The following is a 25001-nucleotide window of genomic DNA, read 5'->3' as shown; positions in this document are numbered from 1 at the left end:
TGGCGGCGGGGGTCACGCGTCTGACTCCGGGGTCGGGGTGGTCGGCGGTTCGGTCTCGGCAGCCTGGGCGGCGGCTTCAACGGCGGCGGCCGCCGCGGCGGCCGCGGCTGCTGCTTCGGCCTTCTCCACCGCCTTGCGGGCGGCGGCGATCTCCTTGGGCTCCTCGGCCCGCGGGTCGAGGGCGGGCGGGGCGGGGACGGTCCACATCCACTCGCGGAGCTTGTCGCGCTCGTGGGTCAGCTCGTGGATGTCGGTCTCCGCGTACTCGAACTCCGGCGACCAGAAGAGGGCGTCGAAGGGGCACACCTCGATGCAGATGCCGCAGTACATGCACAGGGAGAAGTCGATGGCGAAGCGGTCGAGCACGTTGCGGCTGCGCTCGCGGCCGCCGGGGGTGGAGGCGGGGACCGTCTCCTTGTGGGAGTCGATGTAGATGCACCAGTCGGGGCACTCACGGGCGCAGAGCATGCAGACCGTGCAGTTCTCCTCGAACAGGCCGATGACCCCGCGGGAGCGGGGCGGGAGTTCGGGCTGGACGTCGGGGTACTGGGCCGTGTGCGAGCGCTTCGTCATCGTGCGCAGGGTGACGGCCAGGCCCTTGGCGAGGCCGGATCCGGGGATGGGCATTACTGGATCGCCACCTTCACGATGCCGGTGAGCGCGATCTGGGCGAGCGCGAGCGGGATGAGTGCGGTCCAGGCGAGCTTCTGGAGCTGGTCCTCGCGCAGGCGCGGGTAGCTCACGCGGAGCCAGATCACGACGAAGGCGAGGAGTGCGGTCTTGAGCAGGGTCCAGACCCAGCCGAGGCCCTCGGCGCCGAAGGGGCCGTGCCAGCCGCCGAGGAACAGGACGGTGGTGAGGAAGCAGAGGACGACGATGCCGGCGTACTCGGCGAGCAGGAACAGCGCGAAGCGCAGGCCCGTGTACTCGGTGTACGCGCCGAAGATGATCTCGGAGTCGGCGACGGGCATGTCGAAGGGGGGCCGCTGCAGTTCGGCGAGGCCGGCGGTGAAGAACACCAGGGCGCCGACGATCTGCCAGGGCAGCCACCACCATGCGAAGGCCTCCACGATGCCGGGGAGGGAGACCGTCCCGGCGGCCATGGCCACGGAGGCGGCGGCGAGCAGCATGGGGAGTTCGTAGGCGAGCAGCTGTGCGGCGGTGCGCAGGCCGCCGAGCAGGGAGAACTTGTTCGCGGAGGCCCAGCCGGCCATGAGGGAGCCGAGGACTCCGACGCCCATGACGGCGAGGACGAAGAACAGGCCGGCGTCGATGACCTGGCCGACCGCGCCCTCGCCCGGGCCGATGGGGATGGCGAGGAGGACGAGGAGGTACGGCAGCAGGGCGACGGCGGGGGCCAGCTGGAAGATCCGGCGGTCGGCATTGGCCGGGACGATGTCTTCCTTCTGCGCGAACTTCACGCCGTCGGCGACGAGCTGGGCCCAGCCGTGGAAGCCGCCGGCGTACATGGGGCCGAGGCGGCCCTGCATGTGGGCCATCACCTTGTGCTCGGTCTGCCCGACGACGAGCGGGAGCACGAGGAAGACGGCGAAGACGACGATCAGCCGCAGGGCGACGTCGAGGACGTCGTTCACGCCGTGCCTCCGGTGTCGGTGGTGGGGTCGGTCTCGGTCTCCGGCTCGGCCGGGCGCCGCTCGGGGGCGGTCTCGGCCTCCGGGGCGGGCCGGGGTTCGGGTTCGGGTTTCGGGGCCTTGGGGTCCGGTGCGGGCGCGGCTCCCGGCTCGGGGGCGGGTTGGGCCGGCGCGTCGAAGGCGGGCTTCGGGTCGTGCCAGGGCGCATCGGAGCTGCGGGGGCCGGTGCGGCGCGACGGCGCCGACTCGCCTGCGGCCTGGCTCGCGGAGCCGTCGGCCGCGGAACGGGTACGACGGGCGGGGCGGGCCGCAGGCTCCGTCCCCGGAGCGGCATCGTCCGTGGCCCCGGCCCCGGCCCCGGCGGCCGGGGCCTGGCTCGCGGAGCCTTCGGCGGCGGAGCGGGTGCGGCGCGCCGGGCGGGCCTGGGCTTCGGGGGCGTTCGTGGCCGGAGGGGCCTCCGCGGCCCGGCTCGGGGAACCGTCGGCCGCCGGGCCGGTGCGGGGGGCCGGGGCCCCGGGAGCCCCGGCGCCCGAAGGGGCCGCCGCCTCGGCGGCCTGGCTCGCCGAGCCTTCGGTGACCGAGCGGGTACGGCGTGGCGGGCGGGCCGGGCTCTCCGGGGTGGCGGCTTCGACGGCCTGGGTGGCCGAGCCCTCGGCGACCGAGCGGGTCCGGCGGACGGGGGCGCCCTCGCGCGGGGCGCGGGCGGCGGCGCCGGCCGCTCCGGCGGCGCGCGGGGTACGGGCGGGGCGGGCCGGGGCCGGCGGGAGCTGGCCCTTCATCGGTCCCCAGTCGTTGGGGTCCGGCACGCCGGGCGGCAGCATCTGACGGCGCTTCGGGGCGTCGGGGTCGTGGGCCTCGCCCGGCTCCTTCGCACCGGGCCAGGCCTTCGCGACGCGCGCGGCCAGCACGAAGTCCTTGCGCAGCGGGTGTCCCTCGAAGTTCTCCGGGAGGAGGAGGTGCACCAGGTGCGGGTGGTCGGTGAAGGTGATCCCGAACATCTCGAACGTCTCGCGCTCGTGCCACTCCGCCCCCGCGTAGACGGCGACGGCCGACGACAGGGACGGGGCGGTGTGCGGGACGGTCGTGCGGAGCAGGAGCCGGCGTACGCGGTGGTTCTCCAGCGAGGCGACGTGGGCGCAGACCCGGAAGCCGGTGCCGGGCTCGTCCACGGCGCTCAGCCAGTCGAAGTACGTGCAGCCCAGCTTGTCCCGGGCGATCTCCAGGGCGGAGATCCAGCTCCCGACGGGCACGTCCACCGTGAGGACGTCGTAGGAGAGCTCGGCGACGGCCTCGGCGCCGAAGACCGCCGGCGCGGCGTCGGGGAGGGAGTCGTAGAGGTTCACGCGCCGGCCCCCTGCCCGGGTGCCGGCGGGGCCGTGACCAGGCCGCTGGTCAGCTGCGAGACGGACGGCCCCGAGGCGTAGCGATCGGCCAGCGACTCGCGGGCGATCTTCTCCTGGAGCTTGAGGATGCCCTGGAGGAGCGCCTCCGGGCGCGGCGGGCAGCCGGGCACGTAGACGTCGACGGGGATGATCTGGTCGACGCCCTTGGTCACCGAGTACGAGTCCCAGTACGGGCCGCCGCAGTTGGAGCAGGCGCCGAAGGAGATGACGTACTTCGGCTCGGGCATCTGCTCGTAGAGCCGCTTGACGGCGGGGGCCATCTTATCCGTGACGGTGCCCGAGACGATCATCAGGTCGGCCTGGCGCGGACCCGGTGCGAAGGGGATGACGCCGAGGCGGATGAAGTCGTGCCGGGCCATGGAGGCGGCGATGAACTCGATCGCGCAGCAGGCCAGGCCGAAGTTGAAGACCCACAGGCTGTACCGGCGGCCCCAGTTCAGGACCACCTTCATCGGTTCCGGGGCCAGACGGGAGAGGACTCCGAGGCGCTTGGGCTCCGGGAGCAGCTCCGGCTGAGGTGTCACGTCCATTCGAGGACGCCCTTCTTGTACGCATAGAGCAGGCCGACGGCCAGGAAGCCCAGGAAGATGAACATCTCGACCAGGGTCGTGGCGCCGTAACCGGCGGCGGCGAACACCGTCGCCCACGGGAACAGGAAGATCGAGTCGACGGCGAAGATGACGTAGAGGAAGGCGTAGACGTAGTAGCGGACCTGGGTGTGCGCCCAGCCCTCGCCGACGGGGTCCACGCCGCATTCGTACGTCAGCAGCTTCTCGGGGGTCGGGACGACGGGCCGCAGGAGGCGGCCCGCGCCGAAGGCGACGGCCACGAAGAGCACACCGAGGACCGCCAGCAGGCCGACGACCGAATAACTCCGGAAGTAGTCCGCCGCGAGCACGGTTACGGTCGATACCGTTGGTTCGGGCACGTCCGTTCCTCGCTCCTCGGTCACTGTCGACGATCTGGTACGGACGGGAGTCTAGGGCCTGCCTCACACGGGGTGGGGTTATCCCCCGTTCACAGCACCCCGGCCACCCCATGGCATCAGCGAGCCGCGCTTGACAGGCTGTGGCGCATGACCATGAGCCATGCCATCGCCGACAACGACAGCCCTCCTCGCGTGCGGCCCGTATTCAGCGCCGCCACGTGGAAGGAAATCGCCCATCTGGTGACCAATCTGCCTGAGGCGATCCTGGGTTTCGTTTACGCGGTGGTCATGGTTTCCACCGCGGGCGGTCTTTCCGTGACCGCGATCGGACTTCCTTTGCTTGCGGTCGGTCTGTTTTTGTCCCGGCAATGGGGACGGCTGGAGCGGGCCCGCGCCCGACTGCTCCTGGGCGTACGGGTGGAGGAGCCGACTCCGATCCCCGGTCCGCGGCGGTCCGGCGGATTCTTCCCCTGGCTGTGGACGAGCATCAAGGATCCGGTCGCCTGGCGGACCGTGCTGTACCAGCTGATCCGGCTGCCCTGGGCGGTGCTCACCTTCACGGTAGTCCTGACCGGGTTGTTCGTGCTGTGGCCGGTGCTGCCGTATCTGGTGCGGCTGCTCGCGAACGCGGACCGCGCGATGGTACGGGGCCTGCTGTCGCCCTCCGACGACCTGGAGCGGCGCATCGCGGAGCTGGAGTCGGACCGGGGCGTCGTCGTCGACACGGCGGCCGCCGACCTGCGGCGCATCGAGCGGGATCTGCACGACGGGGCGCAGGCGCGGCTGGTCTCGCTGGCGATGGGGCTGGGCCTGGCGAAGGAGAAGCTGCTGGAGGACCCGGAGGGCGCGGCGGCGATGGTCGACGAGGCCCACGGGGAGGTGAAGCTGGCGCTCCAGGAGCTGCGGGACCTGGCCCGCGGGATCCACCCGGCCGTGCTGACCGACCGGGGGCTGGACGCGGCGCTGTCGTCGGTGGCGGCGCGGTGCGTGGTGCCGGTGAAGGTGCTGGTGGACCTGCCTGCGGGGCAGGAGGCCCGGCCGGCGGAGGCGATCGAGGGGATCGCGTACTTCGTGGTGTCCGAGCTGCTGCAGAACGTGAGCAAGCACGCGAGGGCGCGGGGCGCGACGGTGGAGGTCTGGCGGGCGGGGGCCCGGCTGATCATCCGGGTGTCGGACGACGGGCGGGGCGGGGCCGATACGACCGGCGGGAGCGGGCTGGCGGGGCTGGCGGAGCGGCTCGGCGCGGTGGACGGGGTGCTGGTGGTGGACTCCCCCGAGGGGGAGGGGACGGTGGTGACGGCGGAGCTGCCGTGGCGTGACCGGGTCCCGGGCCGGGGCCGGGGCTGAGGCCGCGCCGGCCGTAGCCGGTGGCCAGGCTGAGCGGGGCTCCCGTCCGGGGTGGGCGGGGGTCCCGTTCGTGCGTCCGGCTGCCCGCCGTCTCCGGGGCTCGGCCCCGCGCCCCGCGCCTCAAACGCCGACGGGGCTGGAGGGTGCGGCGGAGGGTCCGGGGGTCCGGGTCGCGGGACCCCCGGCGGGCTGAATCGGTCCGGAGGGGGCAGGTGGCGGGCCCGGAGGCCGAAGGCGCCGGGGTGGTGGGGTTATCCCCCGGGTGGAGAGGCCTACCCGCCGGATGGTTGCGGGGTGGGGGCGGACGGGAGGGTTGGGGTGTGGCCGAGGAGCGGAAGGGCGGGGTCGGAACATGAACGACGGCAAGGGCAGGCGTGGCGGTGTCGGCGCGGTGCTGCGGGCCCCGGTGGCGGGGCGGACCTGGCGGGAGTTCGCGTACCTGCTGGTCGGGCTGCCGCTGAGCACCCTGTACTTCTCGCTCGCCATCGCCGGCGTGAGCCTGGGGGCCGGGCTGCTCGTCACCTTCGTCGGCGTCCCGGTCCTGGCGGGCGTCCTCGCCATGTGCCGCGGGTTCGGCCGGGTGGAGCGGGCCCGGGTGCGCGCGCTGCTCGGGGCCGGCGTCATCGAGCCCGCGCCGATCCGGGCGAAGAAGAGCGGGGCGCTCGCCGCCATGGGCGCGGTGCTCAAGAGCGGCAGCGCCTGGCGGCACGTGCTGTACTCCGTGATCCACTTCCCGTGGGCGGTGTTCGGTTTCTGCCTGGCACTGACGTTCTGGGCGGCAGGTTGGGCGTACCTGCTGTACCCGCTGTGGTTCTGGGTCTTCCCGGCGTACACCGACCAGCCCGGGCTCCAGCTCTTCCAGAACGGCGACTACTCCTTCTACCTCGACTCCCCGGCGGAGATCGCCCTCACCTGCCTCGTCGGGCTGGCCCTCACCCTCGCCACCCCATGGCTGATCCGAGCCCTGACCACCGTGGACCGGGTGATGGTCGGCGGGCTCCTGGGGGCGTCGCGGCTGGACAGCCGGCTCACCGAGCTGGAGTCCGACCGGGGGGTGGTCGTGGACACCGCGGCCGCCGACCTGCGGCGCATCGAACGGGATCTGCACGACGGCGCGCAGGCCCGGCTGGTGGCGCTGGCGATGGACCTGGGGCTGGCGAAGGAGAAGCTCGGCGAGGACCCGCGGGCCGCCGCCCGCATGGTGGACGAGGCCCACGGCGAGGTGAAGATCGCCCTCCAGGAGCTGCGGGACCTGGCCCGCGGGATCCACCCGGCGGTGCTGACGGACCGCGGACTGGACGCGGCGCTGTCCGCGGTGGCGTCGCGGTGCACCGTGCCGGTACGGGTGGCCGTGGACCTGCCGGCCCGGCCGGCCGCGGCCATCGAGGGGATCGCGTACTTCACGGTCTCGGAGCTGCTGCAGAACATCAGCAAGCACGCCGCTGCGCGGTCCGCCTCGGTGGACGTGTGGAAGTCCGGGGGGCGGCTGCTGCTCCAGGTCGCCGACGACGGCCGGGGCGGCGCGAGCCTGCGGGACGGGACGGGGCTGGCGGGGCTCGCCGAGCGGCTGGACGCCGTGGACGGGGTGCTGGTCGTCGACTCCCCCGACGGCGGGGGGACGACGGTCACCGCCGAGCTGCCGTGGCGGGCGTAGCCGCAGCAGCCGGATCCGGATGCAGGCCGGGACTCCCGTCCGGGGTGGGCGGGGGTCCCGCGCGCGTCCGGGGCGGCGCCGCTTCCCGGTGCGCCGGCCCCGGGCCCGACGCCTCGGACTCCCCCGGGCGCCGCGCCCCTGCGAAGCAGGCGCAGGCGCATCCGCATGTGAAAACTCCCCCCGTACGCCCACGTGTTGTCCCGGCTCTGCCTTCACCGGGACTCAAGGCTGGGATGCTTGGCTGAGTCGGGCAGTACGGGAACGAGTGGATGCGGGAGCTGCTGAATCGTGGACGACAGGGTGCGGGTGGTCATCGCCGAGGATTCAGTGCTGCTGCGCGAGGGCCTGACCCGGTTGCTGACCGACCGGGGGCATGACGTCGTGGCGGGCGTCGGGGACGCGGAAGCCCTGATCAAGACGGTGGCGGACCTCGCCGCCGAGGATGCGCTGCCGGACGTGGTGGTGGCGGACGTGCGGATGCCGCCGACGCACACCGACGAGGGCGTGCGGGCCGCCGTACGGCTGCGGCGCGACCACCCCGGGATAGGTGTGCTCGTGCTGTCGCAGTACGTGGAGGAGCAGTACGCCACCGAGCTCCTGGCCGGTTCCAGTACCGGAGTGGGGTATCTGCTGAAGGACCGGGTGGCCGAGGTGCGCGAGTTCCTGGACGCGGTGGTCCGGGTGGCCCGGGGCGGTACCGCCCTGGACCCCGAGGTCGTCGCCCAGCTGCTCGGGCGCAGCCGGAAGCAGGACGTGCTGGCGGGTCTGACGCCGCGCGAGCGCGAGGTGCTCGCTCTGATGGCCGAGGGGCGCACCAATTCCGCCGTGGCGAAGCAGCTGGTCGTGAGCGACGGCGCGGTGGAGAAGCACGTCAGCAACATCTTCATGAAACTGGGCCTGTCGCCGAGTGACGGGGATCACCGGCGTGTACTGGCCGTTCTCACCTACCTGAAGTCTTGATCGACTGACACTCTGTCAGATACGGCATACCGGCAGGGCTGTCTCAAGGGGCGGTCCTACGGTCCAGAATGTGGGCGCTCCTGGGGGCCTGATCCCTACCGACGTAGGGTGGGTCATGGGGGTGCGCACGCCTCGAAGGAGGTCCGGTTCAGTGACCAGCCAGGTCAGCAGCCCAGCGGAACAGGCCGACGGGTCCGGGGGTGCGGTTGTCGGTGGACAGCGCACTCCGGGGAGTCCGGACGGCAAGGAAGTACGGCGCCTCGATCGGGTGATCATCCGGTTCGCGGGTGACTCCGGTGACGGTATGCAGCTCACCGGTGACCGGTTCACCTCGGAGACGGCGTCGTTCGGGAACGACCTGTCGACGCTGCCGAACTTCCCGGCCGAGATCCGCGCCCCCGCCGGCACCCTGCCGGGCGTCTCCTCCTTCCAGCTCCACTTCGCCGACCACGACATCCTGACGCCGGGCGACGCCCCGAACGTGCTGGTGGCGATGAACCCGGCCGCTCTGAAGGCCAACATCGCCGACGTACCGCGCGGCGCGGAGATCATCGTCAACACGGACGAGTTCACCAAGCGCCCCATGGCCAAGGTGGGGTACGAGACCTCGCCGCTGGAAGACGGCTCGCTGGCCGCCTACAACCTGCACCCGGTGCCGCTGACCACGCTGACGGTGGAGGCGCTGAAGGACTTCGGGCTCTCCCGCAAAGAGGCCGAGCGCAGCAAGAACATGTTCGCGCTGGGCCTGCTGTCGTGGATGTACCACCGGCCCACCGAGGCCACGGAGAGCTTCCTGCGGCAGAAGTTCGCGAAGAAGCCCGAGATCGCCGAGGCGAACATCGTCGCCTTCCGGGCCGGTTGGAACTTCGGCGAGACGACGGAGGACTTCGCCGTCTCCTACGAGGTGGCGCCCGCGACCCAGGCCTTCCCCACCGGCACCTACCGCAACATCTCCGGGAACCTGGCCCTCTCCTACGGGCTCATCGCCGCGAGCCAGCAGGCCGACCTGCCCCTCTACCTGGGCTCCTACCCCATCACCCCGGCGTCGGACATCCTGCACGAGCTGTCGAAGCACAAGAACTTCGGCGTACGGACCTTCCAGGCCGAGGACGAGATCGCCGGCATCGGGGCGGCGCTCGGCGCGGCCTTCGGCGGGGCGCTCGGGGTCACCACCACCTCCGGGCCGGGCGTGGCGCTCAAGTCGGAGACGATCGGCCTCGCGGTGTCGCTGGAACTCCCGCTGCTGATCGTGGACATCCAGCGCGGCGGCCCCTCGACCGGCCTGCCCACGAAGACCGAGCAGGCGGACCTGCTCCAGGCCATGTACGGCCGCAACGGCGAGGCGCCGGTCCCGATCGTGGCGCCGCGGACGCCGGCGGACTGCTTCGACGCCGCCCTCGACGCGGCCCGGATCGCGCTCACCTACCGGACTCCGGTCTTCCTGCTCTCCGACGGCTACCTCGCCAACGGGTCCGAGCCGTGGCGGATCCCGGAGGTCGCGGACCTGCCGGACCTGAAGGTCAAGTTCGCCGCCGCCACGAACCACACGCTCGCCGACGGCACCGACGTCTTCTGGCCCTACAAGCGGGATCCGCAGACCCTGGCCCGGCCCTGGGCGGTCCCCGGCACCCCCGGCCTGGAACACCGCATCGGCGGCATCGAGAAACAGGACGGCGCGGGGAACATCTCCTACGACCCGGCCAACCACGACTTCATGGTCCGCACCCGCCAGGCCAAGGTCGACGGCATCGAGGTGCCCGAACTCGACGTCGACGACCCGGACGGCGCCGGCACCCTGGTCCTCGGCTGGGGTTCCACCTACGGCCCCATCACCGCCGCGGTCCGCCGGGTCCGGGGCGCCGGACTCCCCGTCGCGCAGGCCCACCTGCGCCACCTCAACCCCTTCCCCAGGAATCTCGGCGAGGTCCTGGAGCGTTACGAGAAGGTAGTGGTGCCGGAGATGAACCTCGGGCAGCTCGCCACCCTGATCCGGGCGAAATACCTGGTCGACGCCCAGTCGTACAACCAGGTCAACGGAATGCCGTTCAAGGCCGAGCAGCTCGCCACGGTTCTCAAGGAGGCCATCGATGACTGAGGTGACGGAGGCGACCGACGGGGCGCGGACCCTGCTCTCGCTGGTACCCAAGGCCGAGAGCAAGCAGTCGATGAAGGACTTCAAGTCGGACCAGGAGGTCCGCTGGTGCCCGGGCTGCGGCGACTACGCCGTGCTCGCCGCCGTCCAGGGCTTCATGCCCGAGCTGGGGCTGGCGAAGGAGAACATCGTCTTCGTCTCCGGCATCGGATGCTCCTCCCGCTTCCCGTACTACATGAACACCTACGGGATGCACTCGATCCACGGCCGCGCCCCCGCCATCGCGACGGGCCTCGCGACCTCCCGCCGCGACCTGTCGGTGTGGGTGGTAACGGGTGACGGCGACGCGCTGTCCATCGGCGGCAACCACCTGATCCACGCCCTGCGCCGCAACGTCAACCTGAAGATCCTGCTCTTCAACAACCGGATCTACGGGCTGACCAAGGGCCAGTACTCCCCCACCTCCGAGGTCGGCAAGATCACCAAGTCGACGCCGATGGGCTCGCTCGACGCGCCCTTCAACCCGGTGTCGCTGGCGATCGGCGCCGAGGCCTCGTTCGTCGCCCGCACCGTCGACTCCGACCGCAAGCACCTCACCGAGGTGCTGCGCCAGGCGGCCGACCACCAGGGCACGGCGCTCGTCGAGATCTACCAGAACTGCAACATCTTCAACGACGGCGCCTTCGAAGTCCTCAAGGACAGGGACCAGGCGCGCGAAGCGGTGATCAGGCTGGAGCACGGCCGGCCGATCCGCTTCGGCGCGGACGACGAGAAGGGCGTGGTGCGCAATCAGGCCACCGGGGACCTGGAGGTCGTCGATGTGACCCCCGCCAACGAGGGACAGGTCCTGGTCCACGACGCCCGGACCGCCAGCCCCACGACGGCGTTCGCGCTCTCCCGCCTCGCCGACCCGGACACCCTGCACCGGACGCCGATCGGCGTCTTCCGCAGCGTCGAACGGCCGGTCTACGACACGCTCATGGCCGACCAGCTGGACGCGGCCATCGACCGCAGCGGCAAGGGCGACCTGGGCGCGCTGTTGAACGGGAGCGACACCTGGACCGTCGTCGGCTGACCCGCCCGCGCGACACGGCCGCCGGAAGCCCGGACCCCTCAGGGGCCCGGGCTTCGGCATGCACCCCCTCCACCGCAGCGCTTTCTAAAAGTTAGCGCTTACCGTAGGCTGGTGCTGTCGTCCCACGAGGAGAGCACCCATGAGCATCGTCGTCACCGCCGCCACCGGAGCCCTCGGCCGACTCGTCGTCGAGGAACTGCTGGCACGCATCCCCGCCGACCGCGTCGCCGTCGTCGTCCGCAACGAGGAGAAGGCCGCCGATCTGGCCGCACGCGGGGTCGAGGTGCGCGTCGCCGACTACGGCGACCCGGCGGCCCTGGCGCGCGCCTTCGAGCCCGGCGACCGGGTGCTGCTGATCTCCGGCAACGAGATCGGGCGGCGCGTCGCGCAGCACACCGCCGTGATCGACGCGGCGAAGGCGGCGGGCGTGGCACAGCTGGCCTACACCGGCATACTCGGCGGCCCGGAGGCCGACTTCGAGCTGGCCGCCGAGCACACCGCCACCGAACAGGCCGTCCTCACCTCCGGGCTCCCGTACACCTTCCTGCGCAACGGCTGGTACCACGAGAACTACACCCGCGACCTGCCGTCCACCCTCGGGCACGGAGCGGTCGTGGGCAGCGCGGGCGAGGGCCGGATCGCCTCGGCGGGGCGCGCCGACTACGCGGCCGCCGCGGCCGTCGTGCTCACCGGCGAGGGGCACCTCGACGCGATCTACGAGCTCTCCGGCGACACCGCGTGGAGCCTCGCGGAGTACGCGGCCGAGGTGTCGGCGCAGAGCGGCAAGGAGATCGCGTACACCGAGGTCCCGGCCGACGAACACCTGAAGATCCTGACGGGCGCCGGGGTGCCCGAGGGCTTCGCGGCGATCATCGTCGACGTGGACGCGGCGATCGCGCGCGGCCGGCTGGCCGGTACCGGTGGGGACCTCGCCCGGCTGATCGGACGGCCGACGACCCCGGTCGCCGAGGCGATCGGCGCCGCACTGGCCTGACCCGGGCGGCCCGCGCATCCATCGGACCCGGCGCCCCTGGAAGATGTCATGAGTATCTCGCAATGACGGGCATGACATCTGGGCCGCGCGGCGATACCGTCGTGAAGTTGGCTGGAAGTCGCACAGGAGGCCCCGTGAAGGCACAGAACGAGCAGCGCACGGGTTTGCTCTACGGATTCGGCGCCTACGGGATGTGGGGGCTGGTCCCCCTCTTCTGGCCGCTCCTGATGCCTGCCGGAGCCGTCGAGATCCTCGCCCACCGCATGACGTGGTCCCTGGCCGTGGTCGGGCTGGCGCTGCTCGCGGTGCGCCGCTGGGGCTGGATACGCGAGCTGCTGCGGCAGCCGCGCAAGCTGGGCCTGACCGCGCTGGCCGCGTCGGTGATCAGCGTGAACTGGGGCCTGTACATCTGGTCGGTCAACAACGGCCACGTCGTCGAATCGAGCCTCGGCTACTTCATCAACCCGCTGGTCAGCATCGCGATGGGCGTGCTGGTCCTGGGTGAGCGGCTGCGCCGCGCGCAGTGGGTGGCCGTCGGCCTCAGCTTCGTCGCCGTGCTCGTGCTCGCCATCGGCTACGGGCGGCCGCCGTGGATCTCGCTGGTCCTGGCCTGCTCCTTCGCGACGTACGGCCTGATCAAGAAGAAGCTCAACATGGGCGGGCTGGAGTCGCTGGCCGCCGAGACGGCCATGCTGTTCCTGCCGGCCCTCGGCTACCTGCTGTGGCTGGGCGCGCAGGGGCAGTCCAGCTTCACCTCGCAGGGCGTCGGCCACGCGCTGCTGCTGGCCGCGACCGGCCTGGTCACGGCCATCCCGCTGGTGCTCTTCGGGGCGGCCGCCATCCGGGTCCCGCTGTCGACCCTCGGGCTGCTCCAGTACATGGCCCCGGTGTTCCAGTTCGGGCTCGGCGTCCTGTACTTCCACGAGGCCATGCCGCCCGAGCGCTGGGCCGGCTTCTCCCTGGTGTGGGCCGCGCTGGCCCTCCTGACCTGGGACGCGCTGCGGACGGCGCGACGCTCCCGGACCCGGCTGTCGGCGGCCCCCGTGGTCGCCCCGGCGCCCGCCCGCGAACCCGCGTAACGAACCGCCCGCAGGGCCCGCAACAGCAAACGCTCCGCCCTCACGATCCCCGGTACGGACCCTCCGTACCGGGGATCGTCCGTTTTCCGAACTACCATGACCGAATTGAGGTCTTGACGGACAGTCACACTCTCGCTGACCATCAGGCTCGCACTGACGCACTAACGCTCACATGCTCTATCTCGCTCGTTCCGTCATATCCCCAGCGGAATCCCGGAGCCCCCACATGAGCCTGTCCGTCTCCCGGCGCCTCGCTGCCGTGACCGCCCTCGCGGTCGCCGGCCTGTTCGCCTCCGCCGCCCCCGCCGCACTCGCCGCCCCCACGGCGGTCGCCGCGGCGCCGACCCCACCCGACATCCCGCTGGCCAACGTCAAGGCCCACCTGTCGCAGCTCTCGACGATCGCCGCCAACAACGGCGGCAACCGCGCCCACGGCCGGGCCGGCTACAAGGCCTCGATCGACTACGTGAAGGCCAAGCTCGACGCCGCGGGCTTCACCACGACGCTGCAGACCTTCACCTCCAGCGGCGCCACCGGCTACAACCTGATCGCCGACTGGCCGGGCGGCGACCCCAACTCCGTCCTGATGGCCGGCGCGCACCTCGACTCCGTCACCTCGGGCGCGGGCATCAACGACAACGGCTCCGGCAGCGCGGCCGTCCTGGAGACGGCCCTCGCCGTCTCCAGGGCCGGGCTGCAGCCCACCAAGCACCTGCGCTTCGGCTGGTGGGGCGCGGAGGAGCTGGGCCTGGTCGGGTCGAAGTACTACGTCAACAACCTGCCGACAGCCGAGCGGGCCAAGTTCGCCGGGTACCTGAACTTCGACATGATCGGCTCGCCGAACCCGGGCTACTTCGTCTACGACGACGACCCGACGATCGAGCAGACCTTCAAGAACTACTACGCGGGCATCGGCGTCCCGACCGAGATCGAGACCGAGGGCGACGGCCGCTCCGACCACGCCTCCTTCAAGAACGTGGGCATACCGGTCGGCGGCCTGTTCACCGGGGCCAGCAACACCAAGTCCTCCGCACAGGCGCAGAAGTGGGGCGGCACCGCCGGCCAGTCCTTCGACCGCTGCTACCACTCCTCCTGCGACAACACGGCGAACATCAACGACACCGCCCTGGACCGCAACTCGGACGCCGTCGCCTACGCGATCTGGAACCTGGGCGCCTCCACCCCGGTCCCGCCCGGCCCGTCCTTCGAGAACACGGCGGACGTGAACATCCCGGACTCCCCCGCCGCCGCGGTCAACTCGCCGATCGCGGTCTCGGGTGTCGCGGGCAACGCCCCGGCCACCACCAAGGTGGACGTGAACATCGTCCACACCTACCGCGGTGACCTGGTGGTCGACCTGGTCGCCCCGGACGGCACGGTCTACAACCTGCACAACCGCTCCGGCGGCAGCGCCGACAACATCGTGGGCTCGTACACCGTCAACGCCTCCAGCGAGGTCGCGAACGGGACCTGGAACCTCCGGGTCAAGGACGCGGCCGCACAGGACGTCGGCTACATCAACAGCTGGAAGATCACCTTCTAGGCGGCCGGCCCTCCCGGTCTCCCCAGGGCTCCGGCATGATCCGCGCGGATCGTGCCGGAGCTCAGCCGTCCTCGGCGCGGCCCCGGGACGAGGCCTCCAGCGGCTCCTTCATACGGGCCCGCAGCTCCTCGGCCACGGCCGCGACGTCCGCGCGGCCCAGCTTCGCCGCCTCGACCAGATCGCCGAGCTCCTCCGGCGAAGGCAGTTTCGCGGCTCCGGCCACCCGCAGGTACGAGCGGGTCGCCGCGGCCGCGTAGAACTCGTTCATCGGCGATTCCAGCGCCGGGCAGACCGCGAGGGTGTGCAGAAACGCGGCGGCCCGCCACGCGGTGTCCGGGGCGGGCTGTTCTGGCACCAGGACCAGGTCGTTCTGGTGCCGGGCGACCGCGGCGGCCACCCCGGAGGGATCCCACACCGCGGGATCTGACGGGAGATGGTGGGCCAGAGCGGTCCAGGCCCACTCCATGGTGATCTTCAATTGCCGAACCGCTCCTGGAAGTAGCCCCAGTGATCGGCGAACTCCTCTATGCCGGAGAGGAAGTTCTTCCGGTCCTCGTCGAGTTCGCGTTCGGTGACCTCGGTGATCAGCGCGGTGACCGTCGTCCCCAGCGCCGCCGCGCGCGCCTTGAGGCGCTCGTGGAACTCTTCGTCCAGGCGGATGGTGACGTGTCTCGACATGCCCAACACCGTACAGCGGCCGCGCTGTACGGGCAGCAGTAACGCAGCAAGGGTGGGCAGGGACACAGTCCCCGCCCACCCTCGGTCGCCCGTGACCGGTACGGCTACTTGTTGGCGTCGGCGGCCTTCACCAGCGCGTCCTTGGTGACCGCGCCGGCGTAGACCTTGCCGTCGTCGGTGACCAGGACGTTGAACAGGCGGGTCGACAGGACGCGGCCCTCACCGAACGACCCGTTGACCTTGTCCCCGAGGGAGTCGAGGAACTGCTTGGCCTCCTTCGGGGCGTTCTTGTCGTTCTCCAGGTCCTTGAGGCTCTTGCCGGCGCCGGAGTCGATCCGCGCGATCGTGGCCCAGCCCTCGCCGAGCACCTTCACGTCGCCCTTGCCGCCCGGACCGCCGGCCAGCCCGTCCAGACCCGGGAAGGACTCCAGCGCCTTGAACGCGCCGTCCTTGTCGCCCTTGCCGTGGCCGTCCGCGCCCTCGGTCACCTTGGCGCCCTTGGGCGGGGTGAAGGTGAAGGTGTCGGCGGACGGCTTGGCGAAGTCCACCTTGGTGAAGCCGGCGTCCACGATCGGCTTGCCGCCCTGGGCCGAGAGCAGCTGCACGCGCAGCGGCACGCCGTTCTTGGCGTCCACCGCGATCTGCACCGATCCGACGGTCGAGCCGGCCTGCTTGGGCTTGAGCACCAGCTGGTAGGCGTCGCGCCCGGCCACCTGCGCGGTCTCGCCGACGCTGACGTCCGTGGTGGGGCCGGCGGCCGCGAGGATCTCCTCGGCCAGCTTCTGGGGGGAGGCGTTCATCCGGTCGCCGGTCTTGTGCTCCTTGCCCTGGCCGGCGCGCTGGTCCGACGGGGACGCCTTCTCGTGGAAGACCTCGTTCGACTTGGAGTCGTAGCCCCACACGTCGTCGCCGTTGTGGATGAGGCTGTACTCGTCCTTGCCGTCCAGGAAGGTGAGCTTCTGGCGGTCCTCGCCGTCGGCCGCGACGCGGAGGGTGTGCGTGCCGTTCGCCAGCTGCGCGACCTTGTCCTCCGGGTTCGCCGAGCCGCCCGTGACACCGCCGCCGCCGAGCAGGCCGGACGCGATCTTCGGCAGGCCCAGGTCGGTGCTGATCTTCGCCGTGCCCGACAGCTGCTCCACGTCCGAGGCGGCGACCTTCTCGATCAGCTGCTGCGCCGTCACCTTGGGCAGGTCGGGCCCGCCGGCGTTGGCGAAGGCCGGGACCATCGCCACGGTCGCCGCGGCGACGCCCGCCACCGCCACCGGTACTGCGTACCGGGCGACCTTGCGAGAAGTCTTCGTGTTCGCTGCCATGTCAGTGCCCTGCCCTCTGTGTCGACGGCGGCGATCCGCATGTCGCCGCGCTCACCCGATCTGGTGGGGTTTGATGACTCCATCTGACCAAATCGGCGGCGTCGGGGCGTCAGTCCCCGGAAGCAACTGGACGTACGACCGTGGGATGACACGGAAGGGGCCCTCCTCCCCCGACCCGTAGGGGTCGGCGGGCGGAGGGCCCGTCCGGTGTCCTCGGGCGCGGGCGCCCGGCGTGAGGCCGTCAGCCCGCGCGGTGCACCACCGCGTCGCACAGCTCCTCCAGAGCCGCCTTCGCGAAGCACTCGGGCAGCGGCGCGAGCGTGGCCCGCGCGTCCTCCGCGTACCGGACGGTGTCGCGGCGGGCCTGCTCCAGGGCGGGGTGCGCCCGCAGCCGGGTGAGCACCTCGGCGTGGCGGGCGTCGTCCGTCAGGTCGCCGTCCAGCAGTTCGACGAGTTCCAGGTCCTCCGGACGGCCGTCCCGCGCGGCCATCTCGCGCAGCCGCAGCACGGGCAGCGTCGGGATGCCCTCGCGCAGGTCGGTGCCCGGGGTCTTGCCGGACTCGTGCGCGTCGGAGGCGATGTCGAGGACGTCGTCGGCGAGCTGGAAGGCGGTGCCGAGCCGCTCTCCGTACTGGGTCAGGATGTCGACGACCGACTCGTCGGCGCCGGACATCAGCGCGCCGAAGCGGCCGGAGACCGCGATCAGCGAGCCGGTCTTGCCGGCGATGACGTCGAGGTAGTGGGCGACGGGGTCGCGGCCGTCGCGCGGACCGGCCGTCTCCAGGATCTGGCCCGTCACGAGCCGCTCGAAGGCCTCCGCCTGGATGCGTACGGCCTCCGGCCCGAGGTCGGCCAGGATGTGCGAGGCACGGGCGAAGAGGAAGTCACCCGTGAGGACGGCAACCGAGTTGCCCCAGCGGGCGTTGGCGCTCTCCACACCGCGGCGCACGTCCGCCTCGTCCATGACGTCGTCGTGATAGAGCGTCGCCAGGTGGGTGAGCTCGACCACCACGGCGGACGGGACGATCCCGGGCGCGTAGGGGTCGCCGAAACGGGACGCGAGCATGACGAGCAGCGGCCGGAACCGCTTGCCTCCGGCGCGCACCAGGTGCTGTGCGGCCTCGGTGATGAAGGGGACTTCGCTCTTGGTGGCTTCCAGCAGACCCGCCTCGACGGCGGCCAGTCCGGCCTGGACATCGGTCTCAAGAGCCTGGTCCCGCACGCTCAGTCCGAACGGCCCGACGACGGTCACGAGGGGTACTCCTGTCTGCTGACGATCACGCTGACGATCACATGGATTGTCGATGTGTCGCTGCCATCACTCAAGCCAGCGTATCGGGTCTGTTTTCGATCACCGAGAGGGCCTTCCCGGCCACCCTCCCCACACTGCCCGATGAGCACCGGTATGTTCGGGAGGAGCCAAAACAACCGGAGAGTACGTTTTGCCCAGAACTGCGACCGAGATGGACGAACCCGCGGAGCCGTCGGCCGACCAGCCACCGCCCGGGGACGACCACGCCTTCCTCGGCCACCCGCGGGGCCTCGCGACCCTCTCCGGGCTGGAGGTCTGGGAGCGGTTCTCCTTCCTCGGCATGCAGGCCATCCTCGTCCTCTACTTCGCCGACACCGTGGCGGACGGCGGCCTGGGCATGGCCCCGGGCACCGCCGCCTCCGTCGCCGCGGCCTACGGGACCATGGTCTACCTCGTCTCCGTCGCCGGCGGATGGCTCGCCGACCGGATGCTCGGCTCCTACCGGGCCGTCCTGTGGGGCGGCATCCTCATCGCCTGCGGCCACTACGCCATGGCCGTGCCCGCCACCGCCATGACCTGGACCGGCCTCGGCCTGATCAGCGCCGGCACCGGCCTCCTCAAGCCCAACGTGGCCACCATGGTCGGCAAGCTGTACCGCACGGACGACGACCGGCGCGACGCCGGCTTCGCCCTCTACTACATGGCCATCAACATCGGCGCCTTCGCCGGACCGCTGGTCACCGGCTGGCTCGGCGAGCACAAGGGCTGGCACTGGGGCTTCTCCGCCGCCGCCGTCGGCATGACCGCCGGCCTGGTCCAGTACGTCCTCGGCCGCCGCCACCTGGCCGGGCGCAAGCGCTCCGCCGAATACGCCCTCGCACCCGACGCGATGCGCCGCGCCGTGTGGTGGATCACCGGCGGCCTCCTCGCCGCCGCCGCCATCGCCACCCTTCTGGCGGTCGCCGGGTGGCTGACGATGGACCGCTTCGTCGACCTGCTCACCCTCGTCTCGGTCGTCGCCCCGGTGGCCTACTTCGCGGTGATGTTCCGCAGCCCCCGGGTGACGGCCGAGGAGCGCGGACGGCTGCGCCCGTACGTGGTCCTCTTCCTGGCCTCGGTCGCCTTCAACTTCATCCTCTTCCAGGCCTACTCGACGATGATGCTGCTGGCCTCCACCAACGCCGAGACCACGATCCTCGGCTTCGACTTCCCGGCGAGCTGGTACGCCTCGGCGCTCGGCGCCTTCGAGGTCGCGCTGGCCCCCGTCGTCGCCGCGCTCTGGGCCAGGATGGGCCACCGCCAGCCGCACGCCTCCAACAAGATCGCCATCGGGGTGGTGCTGGGCGGCCTGTCCTTCCTGCTGATGGTGATCCCGACGTCGGGCCGCGACGGGGACGCGTACACGATGGCCGCCTGGTGGATCGTCGGCTCCTACCTGCTCCTCGGCCTCGGCGACGTCCTCCTGGAGACCTCGGGCATGTCGGCCACCTCCAAACTCGCGCCGAGGGCCTACCGCAGCCAGACGATGGCGCTCTGGTTCCTCTCCCTCGCCCTGGCCAACGGCATCCAGGCCCAGGTCGTCAAGGTCTACGGCCACGTCTCGACCCCCGTGTACTTCGGCGTCAACGGCGCCGTGGCCGTGGCGGCCGGCCTGACCGTGATCGCACTGGCGCCGTGGCTGCGGCGCACGATGCACCCCGTCCACTGAGGCTGCGGCCGAGGCGATTGGTGGCAGAACCCGATGATCATCCGCACCGAGTTCCCCTACGGAACCACCCACGAGGATGTCCGGATCCCGCTCCCCGACGGAGTGGAGCTGTACGCGCGGATCTGGCGCCCCGTGACCGACGAACCCGTCCCGGCCCTGCTGGAGTACCTCCCCTACCGGCTCACCGACTGGACCGCGCCGCGCGACTGGCAGCGCCATCCCTGGTACGCGGGGCACGGCTACGCCTCCGTACGCGTGGACGTGCGCGGGCACGGGTGCAGCGGCGGCCTGCCCGGCGACGAGTACGACGCCCGCGAGCTCGCCGACGGGGTCGCGGTGGTGGAGTGGCTGGCGGCGCAGGAGTGGTGCACGGGATCGGTGGGGATGTTCGGGATCTCGTGGGGCGGCTTCAACTCCCTCCAGATCGCCGCCCTGGCCCCCGAGCCGCTGAAGGCTGTCGTCACCGTCTGCTCGACCGACGACCGCTACGACAACGACGTGCACTACATGGGCGGCTCGGTGCTCGCCGTGGACATGCACGCGTGGGCGGCGACCATGCTGGCCTTCGCCGCCCGGCCGCCGGACCCGCGCTACGCCGGCGACGGCTGGCGCGCGCAGTGGCTGGACCGGCTGGAGGCGGTGGAACCGCTGATCCACACCTGGCTCTCGCACCAGACCCGCGACGCCTACTGGCGCCACGGCAGCGTCTGCGAGGACTACGGGGCGATCGGCGCGGCCGTGCTCGCGGTCGGCGGCTGGCACGACCCGTACCGGGACACCGTCCTGCGGCTGGTCCGGCACCTGCCGTCGGCGCGCGTCCGGGGCCTGATCGGCCCCTGGTCGCACCAGTACCCGGACCGCGGGCTGCCGCCGGGACCCGCGATCGGCTTCCTCCAGGAGACCCTGCGCTGGTGGGACCACTGGCTGAAGGGGGCCGACAACGGGGTGATGGACGAGCCGCTGCTGCGTGCCTGGATCAGCGAAGCGCACCCGCCGGCGACCGTGTACGAGGAGCTGCCGGGGCGCTGGGTCGGCGAGGAGGCCTGGCCCTCGGCACACGTGATCCCCGTCCCGTACGTGTTCCAGGGCGAGCCGGTGGCCGTCGCCTCCCCGCAGCACACCGGGCTGGACGCGGGCCGCTTCTTCCCCTTCGGCAACGACGCCGACCTGCCGCCGGACCAGCGGGAGGAGGACGCCAAATCGGCCTGCTTCGAGTTCCCGGTGGGCGGCGGTGAGCCGGTGGAGATCCTGGGCCGGCCGTCGGTGACCCTGCGGCTGCGGCTCGACGTGCCGTACGGGCAGGTCGTGGCCCGGCTGTGCGACGTCGCCCCGGACGGCTCCTCGACGCTGGTCACGCGGGGCGCGCTGAACCTGTCCGCCCGCCAGGGGCGCGACCGTGCCGTCCCGTGGCCGGTGGGCTCGTACGAGGACGTCACCTTCGAGCTGAACGGCATCGGCCACGCCTTCCCGCCGGGGCACCGGATCCGCCTCGCGGTGTCCTCCGCGTACTGGCCCTGGATCTGGCCGCGGGCCGGGTCCGAGGCCGGCTGGACCCTGGACCCGGCGGGCAGCTCGGTGACCCTGCCGGTCCGGGCGGCGTCCCCGGCCGGGGAGGGCGGGATCGTCTTCGATCCCCCCGAGCAGTCGGAGCCGCTCGGTGTCTCCTTCCCGGCCACCCTGGACGACCCGCGCCCGGAGCGGCTGGTCGTACGGGACGTCGCGCGCGGTACCTGGCGGCTGGAGGTGGACCCGCGGTACGGGGGCACCAGGGTCTACCCGGACGGCCTGGAGTACGGCGAGGACGCCACGGAGGTGTACGAGATCCAGGACGGGGACCCGCTGTCGGCCCGGACCCGCTCGCAGTGGCGGATCCGGCTGCACCGGCCGGAACTGGGCTGGGACGCGCGGGTGGAGACCACCTCGGAGATCCGCTGCGACGAGGGCGGCTTCGTGACGTCGAACGAGGTGGTCTGCCGGGAGGGCGGCGAGGTGGTCTTCCACCGCACGTGGGAACGCCGGCTGCCGCGCGCGGCGGGCTGACCCGGCCCCCACGGGCAGTGTCCGCCGGGTGGCGCCGCCGTGCAGGCGGGACTCCGCCTCCGGCGCCACGGGGCCTCTTCGGACCGGCAACGCCGCGCAGCACGGTGCCGGGAGCCGCAGGCCACGGGCCGGGCGCCGCAGGCCGGGCGCCGTGGGCCCGGGGGCCGGGAGCCGCAGGCCACGGGCCGGGCGCCGTGGGCCCGGGGCAGGGCGCCGTGGGCAGGGCGCCGTGGGCCGGGCGCCGGGGGCCGGGGCTTCGCGGAGGCGACCGGGGCGGGCGGTCAGCCGAACAGCCGCTCCAGGACCACCGCGATGCCGTCGGCCTCGTTGGACAGCGTCAGCTCGTCGGCCACCGCGACCAGCTCGGGGTGGGAGTTGGCCATGGCCACCCCCCAGGCCGCCCACGCGAACATCGGGATGTCGTTCGGCATGTCCCCGAAGGCGATCGTGCGGGTGGCGCAGACGCCCAGGACGTCGGCCGCCCGCACGAGACCGCTGGCCTTGTCGATGCCCGGCGGCTGGAGTTCCACCGTGTGCTCGCCCGCCATCGTGACGTTCACCAGGTCGCCGACCACCGACCGCGCCACCCGTGTCAGCTCGTCGTCGTCCAGTTCCGGGTGCTGGAGCAGCACCTTGTTGATCGGGGCCGACCACAGGTCGGAGCGCCGGGCCACCCGCACCGTCGGCAGGTGCGGGTGCCACATCCGGTAGCCCGGCCCCATCAGCATCTCCGCGTCCAGGCCCTCCTGATTGACCGCCGCGTAGACCTCGCCGATCTCCGCCTCGATCTTGCCGAGGGCCACCTCCGCCAGCTCCCGGTCCATGGAGACGGAGTGCAGGAGCCGGCCGCGCGCCGCGTCATACACCTGCGCGCCCTGCGCGCACACCGCGAGCCCCGTGTACCCGAGTCCGTCGAGGACGTGTCGGACCTGGGGAACGGGACGGCCGGTGACGATGATGTGCCGGGCGCCGGCCGCGCGCGCGGCCGCGAGCGCCCCGGAAGAACGGGCTGAAACGCTGTCCCCGGCACACAGCAGGGTCCCGTCCAGGTCAGTTGCGATCAAGGCATAGGGGAGGGCCGGAAGTGGCGCGGAAGTCACGGCGTCAAGGATACGGACCCCAGCGGACAAGTCCTACAAATAGAGCGCGAATCCGGCCTCCCACGCGCCCCCCTAGCCACGTAACGTGTCAACCAGCCCCCGGGACACCCCCGGACCGCGTCGAAAGCGAGGCAGTACCCCATGCCCCAGCAGAGCCCCCTCGATGTCCCCGAGGGCGACCCGTTCGGGCCGCACAACCTCCCCTACGGCGTCTTCTCGACCGCCGGCGAGGAACGCCGCCGGATCGGTGTGCGCATCGGCGGGCACGTGCTCGACGCGGGAGCGGCCGCGGTCGCGCTCGGCTCCCCGTACGCCGGGCTGCTCGGCCGGTCCTCCCTCAACCCGCTGCTGGCCGCCGGGCGCACCGCCTGGCGCGACGTGCGGCGCGCGCTGACCGCCTGGGTCACCGACCCCGGCCACCGCCCCACCGTCGAGCCGCACCTGCTGCCGCTGGACGAGGTCACGCTGCACCTGCCGTACGAGGTCGCCGACTACGTCGACTTCTACGCGAGCGAGCACCACGCCACCAACGTCGGGCGGATGTTCCGCCCGGACGGCGACGCGCTGACGCCCAACTGGAAGCACCTGCCGATCGGTTACCACGGCCGCTCCGGCACCGTCGTGGTCTCCGGGACCGACGTCGTACGGCCCTCCGGGCAGCGCAAGGCGCCCACCGACCCGGCGCCCGTCTTCGGCCCGTCCGTCAAGCTCGACATCGAGGCCGAGGTCGGCTTCGTCGTCGGCGCCCCGTCCGAGCTGGGCCGCCCGGTGCCGCTGGGCGCGTTCGAGGACCACGTCTTCGGTCTGTTCCTGCTCAACGACTGGTCGGCGCGGGACATCCAGGCCTGGGAGTACGTGCCGCTCGGCCCCTTCCTCGGCAAGTCCTTCGCCACCTCCGTCTCCGCCTGGGTGACGCCGTTGGAGGCCCTGGACGCCGCCCGCGTCACCCCGCCCGCTCGGGACTTCCCGCTCCTGCCGTACCTGGACGACGCCGCCGTCGACCGCCCCGGCGGCTTCGACCTGCACATCACCGTCTCCATCAACGGCCAGGAGGTGGCGCAGCCGCCGTTCTCGACGATGTACTGGACCGCCGCCCAGCAGCTCGCGCACATGACCGTCAACGGCGCCTCCCTGCGCACCGGCGACGTCTTCGGCTCGGGCACCGTCAGCGGCCCCGAGGTCGGCCAGCGCGGCTCGCTGCTGGAGCTCACCTGGAACGGCCGCGACGCCATCGAGCTCGCCGACGGCAAGCGCACCTTCCTGGAGGACGGGGACACCGTCACCCTCACCGCCTGGGCCCCCGGCCCGGACGGCACGCGCGTCGGCCTCGGCGAGGTCACCGGCCGCATCACGGGCGCCGCGCAGTAGTTCCCCTCGGGCCACCTCGCGCCTCCGGACGGGACGCCCCCCGTTCGGAGGCGCGCCGCGTGCGGCGCGCGGGGCGGGCCGGGATGGTGGACGGACGCGGGAACCCGTACCCCGTATCCCCACCGCGAGGAGCCGCCGCCATGACCGTACGCAGCCTGAGGACCCTCGTCACCTGCGCGGCCGCCGTGTCGCTCGGCCTGACCGCCGTGGCCCCGGCCCACGGGGTCGAGGGGCCCGCGCCCGACCCGCGCAACGCGAAGGCCATGCGGGACATGGCGACGGCGATGGCGGCGACCGCCAAGTACGCGGACGAGCGGCAGGCCATCAAGGACGGGTACGTCCCGAAGGGCCAGGAGTGCATGACCAACCCGTTCGGCGTGGGCGCCATGAACTACCACTACGTCAAGCAGGCCAACTGGGGTTCGAAGGACCCCGCGAGGCCCACCGCGCTCCTCTACAGCCGGGAGAAGGACAAGAACGGCCGCCGCAGGCTGGAGACGGTGGAGTGGATGTCCACCGACCGGGACCAGGACCTGAAGACCGCCGACGACCGGCCGAGCATGTTCGGTCTGCCCTTCGACGGCCCCATGCCGGGCCACTGGGCGGGCATGCCCAAGCACTACGACCTGCACATGTGGGCGTACAAGAAGAACCCGGCCGGCCGCTTCCACAACTGGAACACGGCCCTGACCTGCCCGTACAAGGCCCCCGTCCCGGGCAAGCCGGCCGACGCCCACGCGCACGGCCACTAGTAGTGCTTTGTTAGCTGGTCTTGTCGCGGTGGGTGTCTGGTAGTTCGCTGGTTGTATGAGGGCGGGTGAGCTTGCTGAGTGTCGGGGCCGGTTGGAGGAGTTCGCCGGGGAGGTGTTAGCGCC

At 72.0% G+C, this 25001-nt stretch carries 22 protein-coding genes; 12 read left to right on the top strand and 10 right to left on the bottom strand.

The window, feature by feature from the left end:
• Positions 1 to 12: 12 nt before the first annotated feature.
• From E6U81_RS09355 to E6U81_RS09335, 5 genes are read right to left on the bottom strand one after another with little or no spacing between them, the layout of a single operon-like run.
• Positions 13 to 627: an NADH-quinone oxidoreductase subunit I gene (locus E6U81_RS09355; RefSeq protein ID WP_136229647.1), complete on the bottom strand. Its 615-nt coding sequence runs from the start codon at positions 625 to 627 to the stop codon at positions 13 to 15.
• Positions 627 to 1595 (bottom strand): complex I subunit 1 family protein, encoded by a 969-nt coding sequence (locus E6U81_RS09350; protein WP_136229646.1) that lies wholly within the window; start codon positions 1593 to 1595, stop codon positions 627 to 629. The genes E6U81_RS09355 and E6U81_RS09350 overlap by 1 nt, the downstream gene beginning before the upstream one ends.
• On the bottom strand, positions 1592 to 2935 hold the full coding sequence (locus tag E6U81_RS09345) for an NADH-quinone oxidoreductase subunit C (RefSeq protein ID WP_136229645.1): 1344 nt from the start codon (positions 2933 to 2935) through the stop codon (positions 1592 to 1594). Before E6U81_RS09345 ends, E6U81_RS09350 begins: the two co-directional genes overlap by 4 nt.
• Entirely contained in the window at positions 2932 to 3525 is a 594-nt protein-coding gene (locus tag E6U81_RS09340; protein ID WP_037918876.1) for an NADH-quinone oxidoreductase subunit B, read from the bottom strand. The genes E6U81_RS09345 and E6U81_RS09340 overlap by 4 nt, the downstream gene beginning before the upstream one ends.
• A complete protein-coding gene (locus E6U81_RS09335; RefSeq protein ID WP_030388327.1) occupies positions 3516 to 3923 on the bottom strand; it encodes an NADH-quinone oxidoreductase subunit A in 408 nt (135 codons plus the stop codon). The genes E6U81_RS09340 and E6U81_RS09335 overlap by 10 nt, the downstream gene beginning before the upstream one ends.
• Before the next feature lie 147 nt (positions 3924 to 4070).
• Between E6U81_RS09335 and E6U81_RS09330 the strand changes: the two genes are divergently transcribed.
• From E6U81_RS09330 to E6U81_RS09295, 8 genes are all read left to right on the top strand, one after another.
• A complete protein-coding gene (locus E6U81_RS09330) occupies positions 4071 to 5270 on the top strand; it encodes a sensor histidine kinase (protein WP_136229644.1) in 1200 nt (399 codons plus the stop codon).
• Positions 5271 to 5622: 352 nt separating this feature from the next.
• Positions 5623 to 6924, top strand: coding sequence for a sensor histidine kinase (locus tag E6U81_RS09325; protein WP_240803731.1), 1302 nt, complete (start codon positions 5623 to 5625; stop codon positions 6922 to 6924).
• Between the two features lie 300 nt (positions 6925 to 7224).
• Positions 7225 to 7884 carry a response regulator transcription factor gene (locus E6U81_RS09320; RefSeq protein ID WP_136229879.1) on the top strand — a complete coding sequence of 220 codons (660 nt, stop codon included), beginning with the start codon at positions 7225 to 7227 and terminating at the stop codon, positions 7882 to 7884.
• A gap of 151 nt (positions 7885 to 8035) precedes the next feature.
• Complete coding sequence (locus E6U81_RS09315; protein WP_136229642.1) at positions 8036 to 9979, top strand: 2-oxoacid:acceptor oxidoreductase subunit alpha; 1944 nt, start codon at positions 8036 to 8038, stop codon at positions 9977 to 9979.
• Entirely contained in the window at positions 9972 to 11051 is a 1080-nt protein-coding gene (locus E6U81_RS09310; protein ID WP_136229641.1) for a 2-oxoacid:ferredoxin oxidoreductase subunit beta, read from the top strand. Before E6U81_RS09315 ends, E6U81_RS09310 begins: the two co-directional genes overlap by 8 nt.
• Before the next feature lie 139 nt (positions 11052 to 11190).
• Positions 11191 to 12045, top strand: a complete 855-nt coding sequence (locus E6U81_RS09305; RefSeq protein ID WP_136229640.1) for an SDR family oxidoreductase — start codon at positions 11191 to 11193, stop codon at positions 12043 to 12045.
• A 134-nt stretch (positions 12046 to 12179) separates the two neighbouring features.
• Positions 12180 to 13124 carry an EamA family transporter RarD gene (gene rarD / locus E6U81_RS09300; protein ID WP_136229639.1) on the top strand — a complete coding sequence of 315 codons (945 nt, stop codon included), beginning with the start codon at positions 12180 to 12182 and terminating at the stop codon, positions 13122 to 13124.
• Positions 13125 to 13350: 226 nt separating this feature from the next.
• A complete protein-coding gene (locus tag E6U81_RS09295) occupies positions 13351 to 14667 on the top strand; it encodes a M28 family metallopeptidase (RefSeq protein ID WP_136229638.1) in 1317 nt (438 codons plus the stop codon).
• A gap of 61 nt (positions 14668 to 14728) precedes the next feature.
• On the opposite strand, the gene E6U81_RS09290 is transcribed toward E6U81_RS09295, so the two are convergent.
• The 4 genes from E6U81_RS09290 to E6U81_RS09275 form a co-directional block, all read right to left on the bottom strand.
• Positions 14729 to 15145 (bottom strand): hypothetical protein, encoded by a 417-nt coding sequence (locus E6U81_RS09290; RefSeq protein ID WP_240803730.1) that lies wholly within the window; start codon positions 15143 to 15145, stop codon positions 14729 to 14731.
• Positions 15142 to 15345, bottom strand: coding sequence for a ribbon-helix-helix domain-containing protein (locus E6U81_RS09285; RefSeq protein ID WP_225884906.1), 204 nt, complete (start codon positions 15343 to 15345; stop codon positions 15142 to 15144). The genes E6U81_RS09290 and E6U81_RS09285 overlap by 4 nt, the downstream gene beginning before the upstream one ends.
• Positions 15346 to 15449: 104 nt before the next feature.
• Entirely contained in the window at positions 15450 to 16658 is a 1209-nt protein-coding gene (locus E6U81_RS09280; RefSeq protein WP_136229636.1) for a sigma-E factor regulatory protein RseB domain-containing protein, read from the bottom strand.
• A 241-nt stretch (positions 16659 to 16899) separates the two neighbouring features.
• Positions 16900 to 17910, bottom strand: a complete 1011-nt coding sequence (locus E6U81_RS09275; protein ID WP_136229635.1) for a polyprenyl synthetase family protein — start codon at positions 17908 to 17910, stop codon at positions 16900 to 16902.
• Positions 17911 to 18121: 211 nt separating this feature from the next.
• On the opposite strand from E6U81_RS09275, the gene E6U81_RS09270 reads away from it, so the two are divergent.
• The gene (locus tag E6U81_RS09270) at positions 18122 to 19618 is read left to right on the top strand and encodes a peptide MFS transporter (RefSeq protein ID WP_136229634.1); all 1497 of its coding nucleotides are present in this window, start codon (positions 18122 to 18124) and stop codon (positions 19616 to 19618) included.
• Positions 19619 to 19651: 33 nt separating this feature from the next.
• Positions 19652 to 21658 carry a CocE/NonD family hydrolase gene (locus E6U81_RS09265; protein ID WP_136229633.1) on the top strand — a complete coding sequence of 669 codons (2007 nt, stop codon included), beginning with the start codon at positions 19652 to 19654 and terminating at the stop codon, positions 21656 to 21658.
• Positions 21659 to 21939: 281 nt separating this feature from the next.
• Here E6U81_RS09265 and E6U81_RS09260 read toward each other — a convergent pair whose 3' ends face one another.
• Positions 21940 to 22758, bottom strand: coding sequence for an HAD family hydrolase (locus tag E6U81_RS09260; protein ID WP_136229632.1), 819 nt, complete (start codon positions 22756 to 22758; stop codon positions 21940 to 21942).
• Positions 22759 to 22899: 141 nt separating this feature from the next.
• Here E6U81_RS09260 and fahA point away from each other — a divergent pair, with 141 nt between their 5' ends.
• Together fahA and E6U81_RS09250 are read left to right on the top strand one after the other, a co-directional pair.
• A complete protein-coding gene (fahA, locus tag E6U81_RS09255) occupies positions 22900 to 24126 on the top strand; it encodes a fumarylacetoacetase (protein WP_136229631.1) in 1227 nt (408 codons plus the stop codon).
• Between the two features lie 140 nt (positions 24127 to 24266).
• Positions 24267 to 24878, top strand: coding sequence for a hypothetical protein (locus E6U81_RS09250; protein WP_136229630.1), 612 nt, complete (start codon positions 24267 to 24269; stop codon positions 24876 to 24878).
• Positions 24879 to 25001 lie beyond the last annotated feature (123 nt).

This window comes from Streptomyces sp. A0592 (genome assembly GCF_004795115.1).
GTDB classification, from domain to species: Bacteria; Actinomycetota; Actinomycetes; order Streptomycetales; family Streptomycetaceae; genus Streptomyces; species Streptomyces erythrochromogenes.
Note: the sequence above shows the minus strand (reverse complement) of the source record. Positions and strands in the feature narration are given on the sequence as shown.

Coding starts and splice junctions, on each gene's coding strand:
- E6U81_RS09355 (WP_136229647.1), bottom strand. CDS start 627: ATGCCCATCCCCGGATCCGGCCTCGCCAAGGGCCTGGCCGTCACCCTG.
- E6U81_RS09340 (WP_037918876.1), bottom strand. CDS start 3,525: ATGGACGTGACACCTCAGCCGGAGCTGCTCCCGGAGCCCAAGCGCCTC.
- E6U81_RS09330 (WP_136229644.1), top strand. CDS start 4,071: ATGACCATGAGCCATGCCATCGCCGACAACGACAGCCCTCCTCGCGTG.
- E6U81_RS09325 (WP_240803731.1), top strand. CDS start 5,623: ATGAACGACGGCAAGGGCAGGCGTGGCGGTGTCGGCGCGGTGCTGCGG.
- E6U81_RS09310 (WP_136229641.1), top strand. CDS start 9,972: ATGACTGAGGTGACGGAGGCGACCGACGGGGCGCGGACCCTGCTCTCG.
- E6U81_RS09305 (WP_136229640.1), top strand. CDS start 11,191: ATGAGCATCGTCGTCACCGCCGCCACCGGAGCCCTCGGCCGACTCGTC.
- E6U81_RS09295 (WP_136229638.1), top strand. CDS start 13,351: ATGAGCCTGTCCGTCTCCCGGCGCCTCGCTGCCGTGACCGCCCTCGCG.
- E6U81_RS09285 (WP_225884906.1), bottom strand. CDS start 15,345: ATGTCGAGACACGTCACCATCCGCCTGGACGAAGAGTTCCACGAGCGC.
- E6U81_RS09280 (WP_136229636.1), bottom strand. CDS start 16,658: ATGGCAGCGAACACGAAGACTTCTCGCAAGGTCGCCCGGTACGCAGTA.
- E6U81_RS09270 (WP_136229634.1), top strand. CDS start 18,122: ATGGACGAACCCGCGGAGCCGTCGGCCGACCAGCCACCGCCCGGGGAC.
- E6U81_RS09265 (WP_136229633.1), top strand. CDS start 19,652: ATGATCATCCGCACCGAGTTCCCCTACGGAACCACCCACGAGGATGTC.
- fahA (WP_136229631.1), top strand. CDS start 22,900: ATGCCCCAGCAGAGCCCCCTCGATGTCCCCGAGGGCGACCCGTTCGGG.
- E6U81_RS09250 (WP_136229630.1), top strand. CDS start 24,267: ATGACCGTACGCAGCCTGAGGACCCTCGTCACCTGCGCGGCCGCCGTG.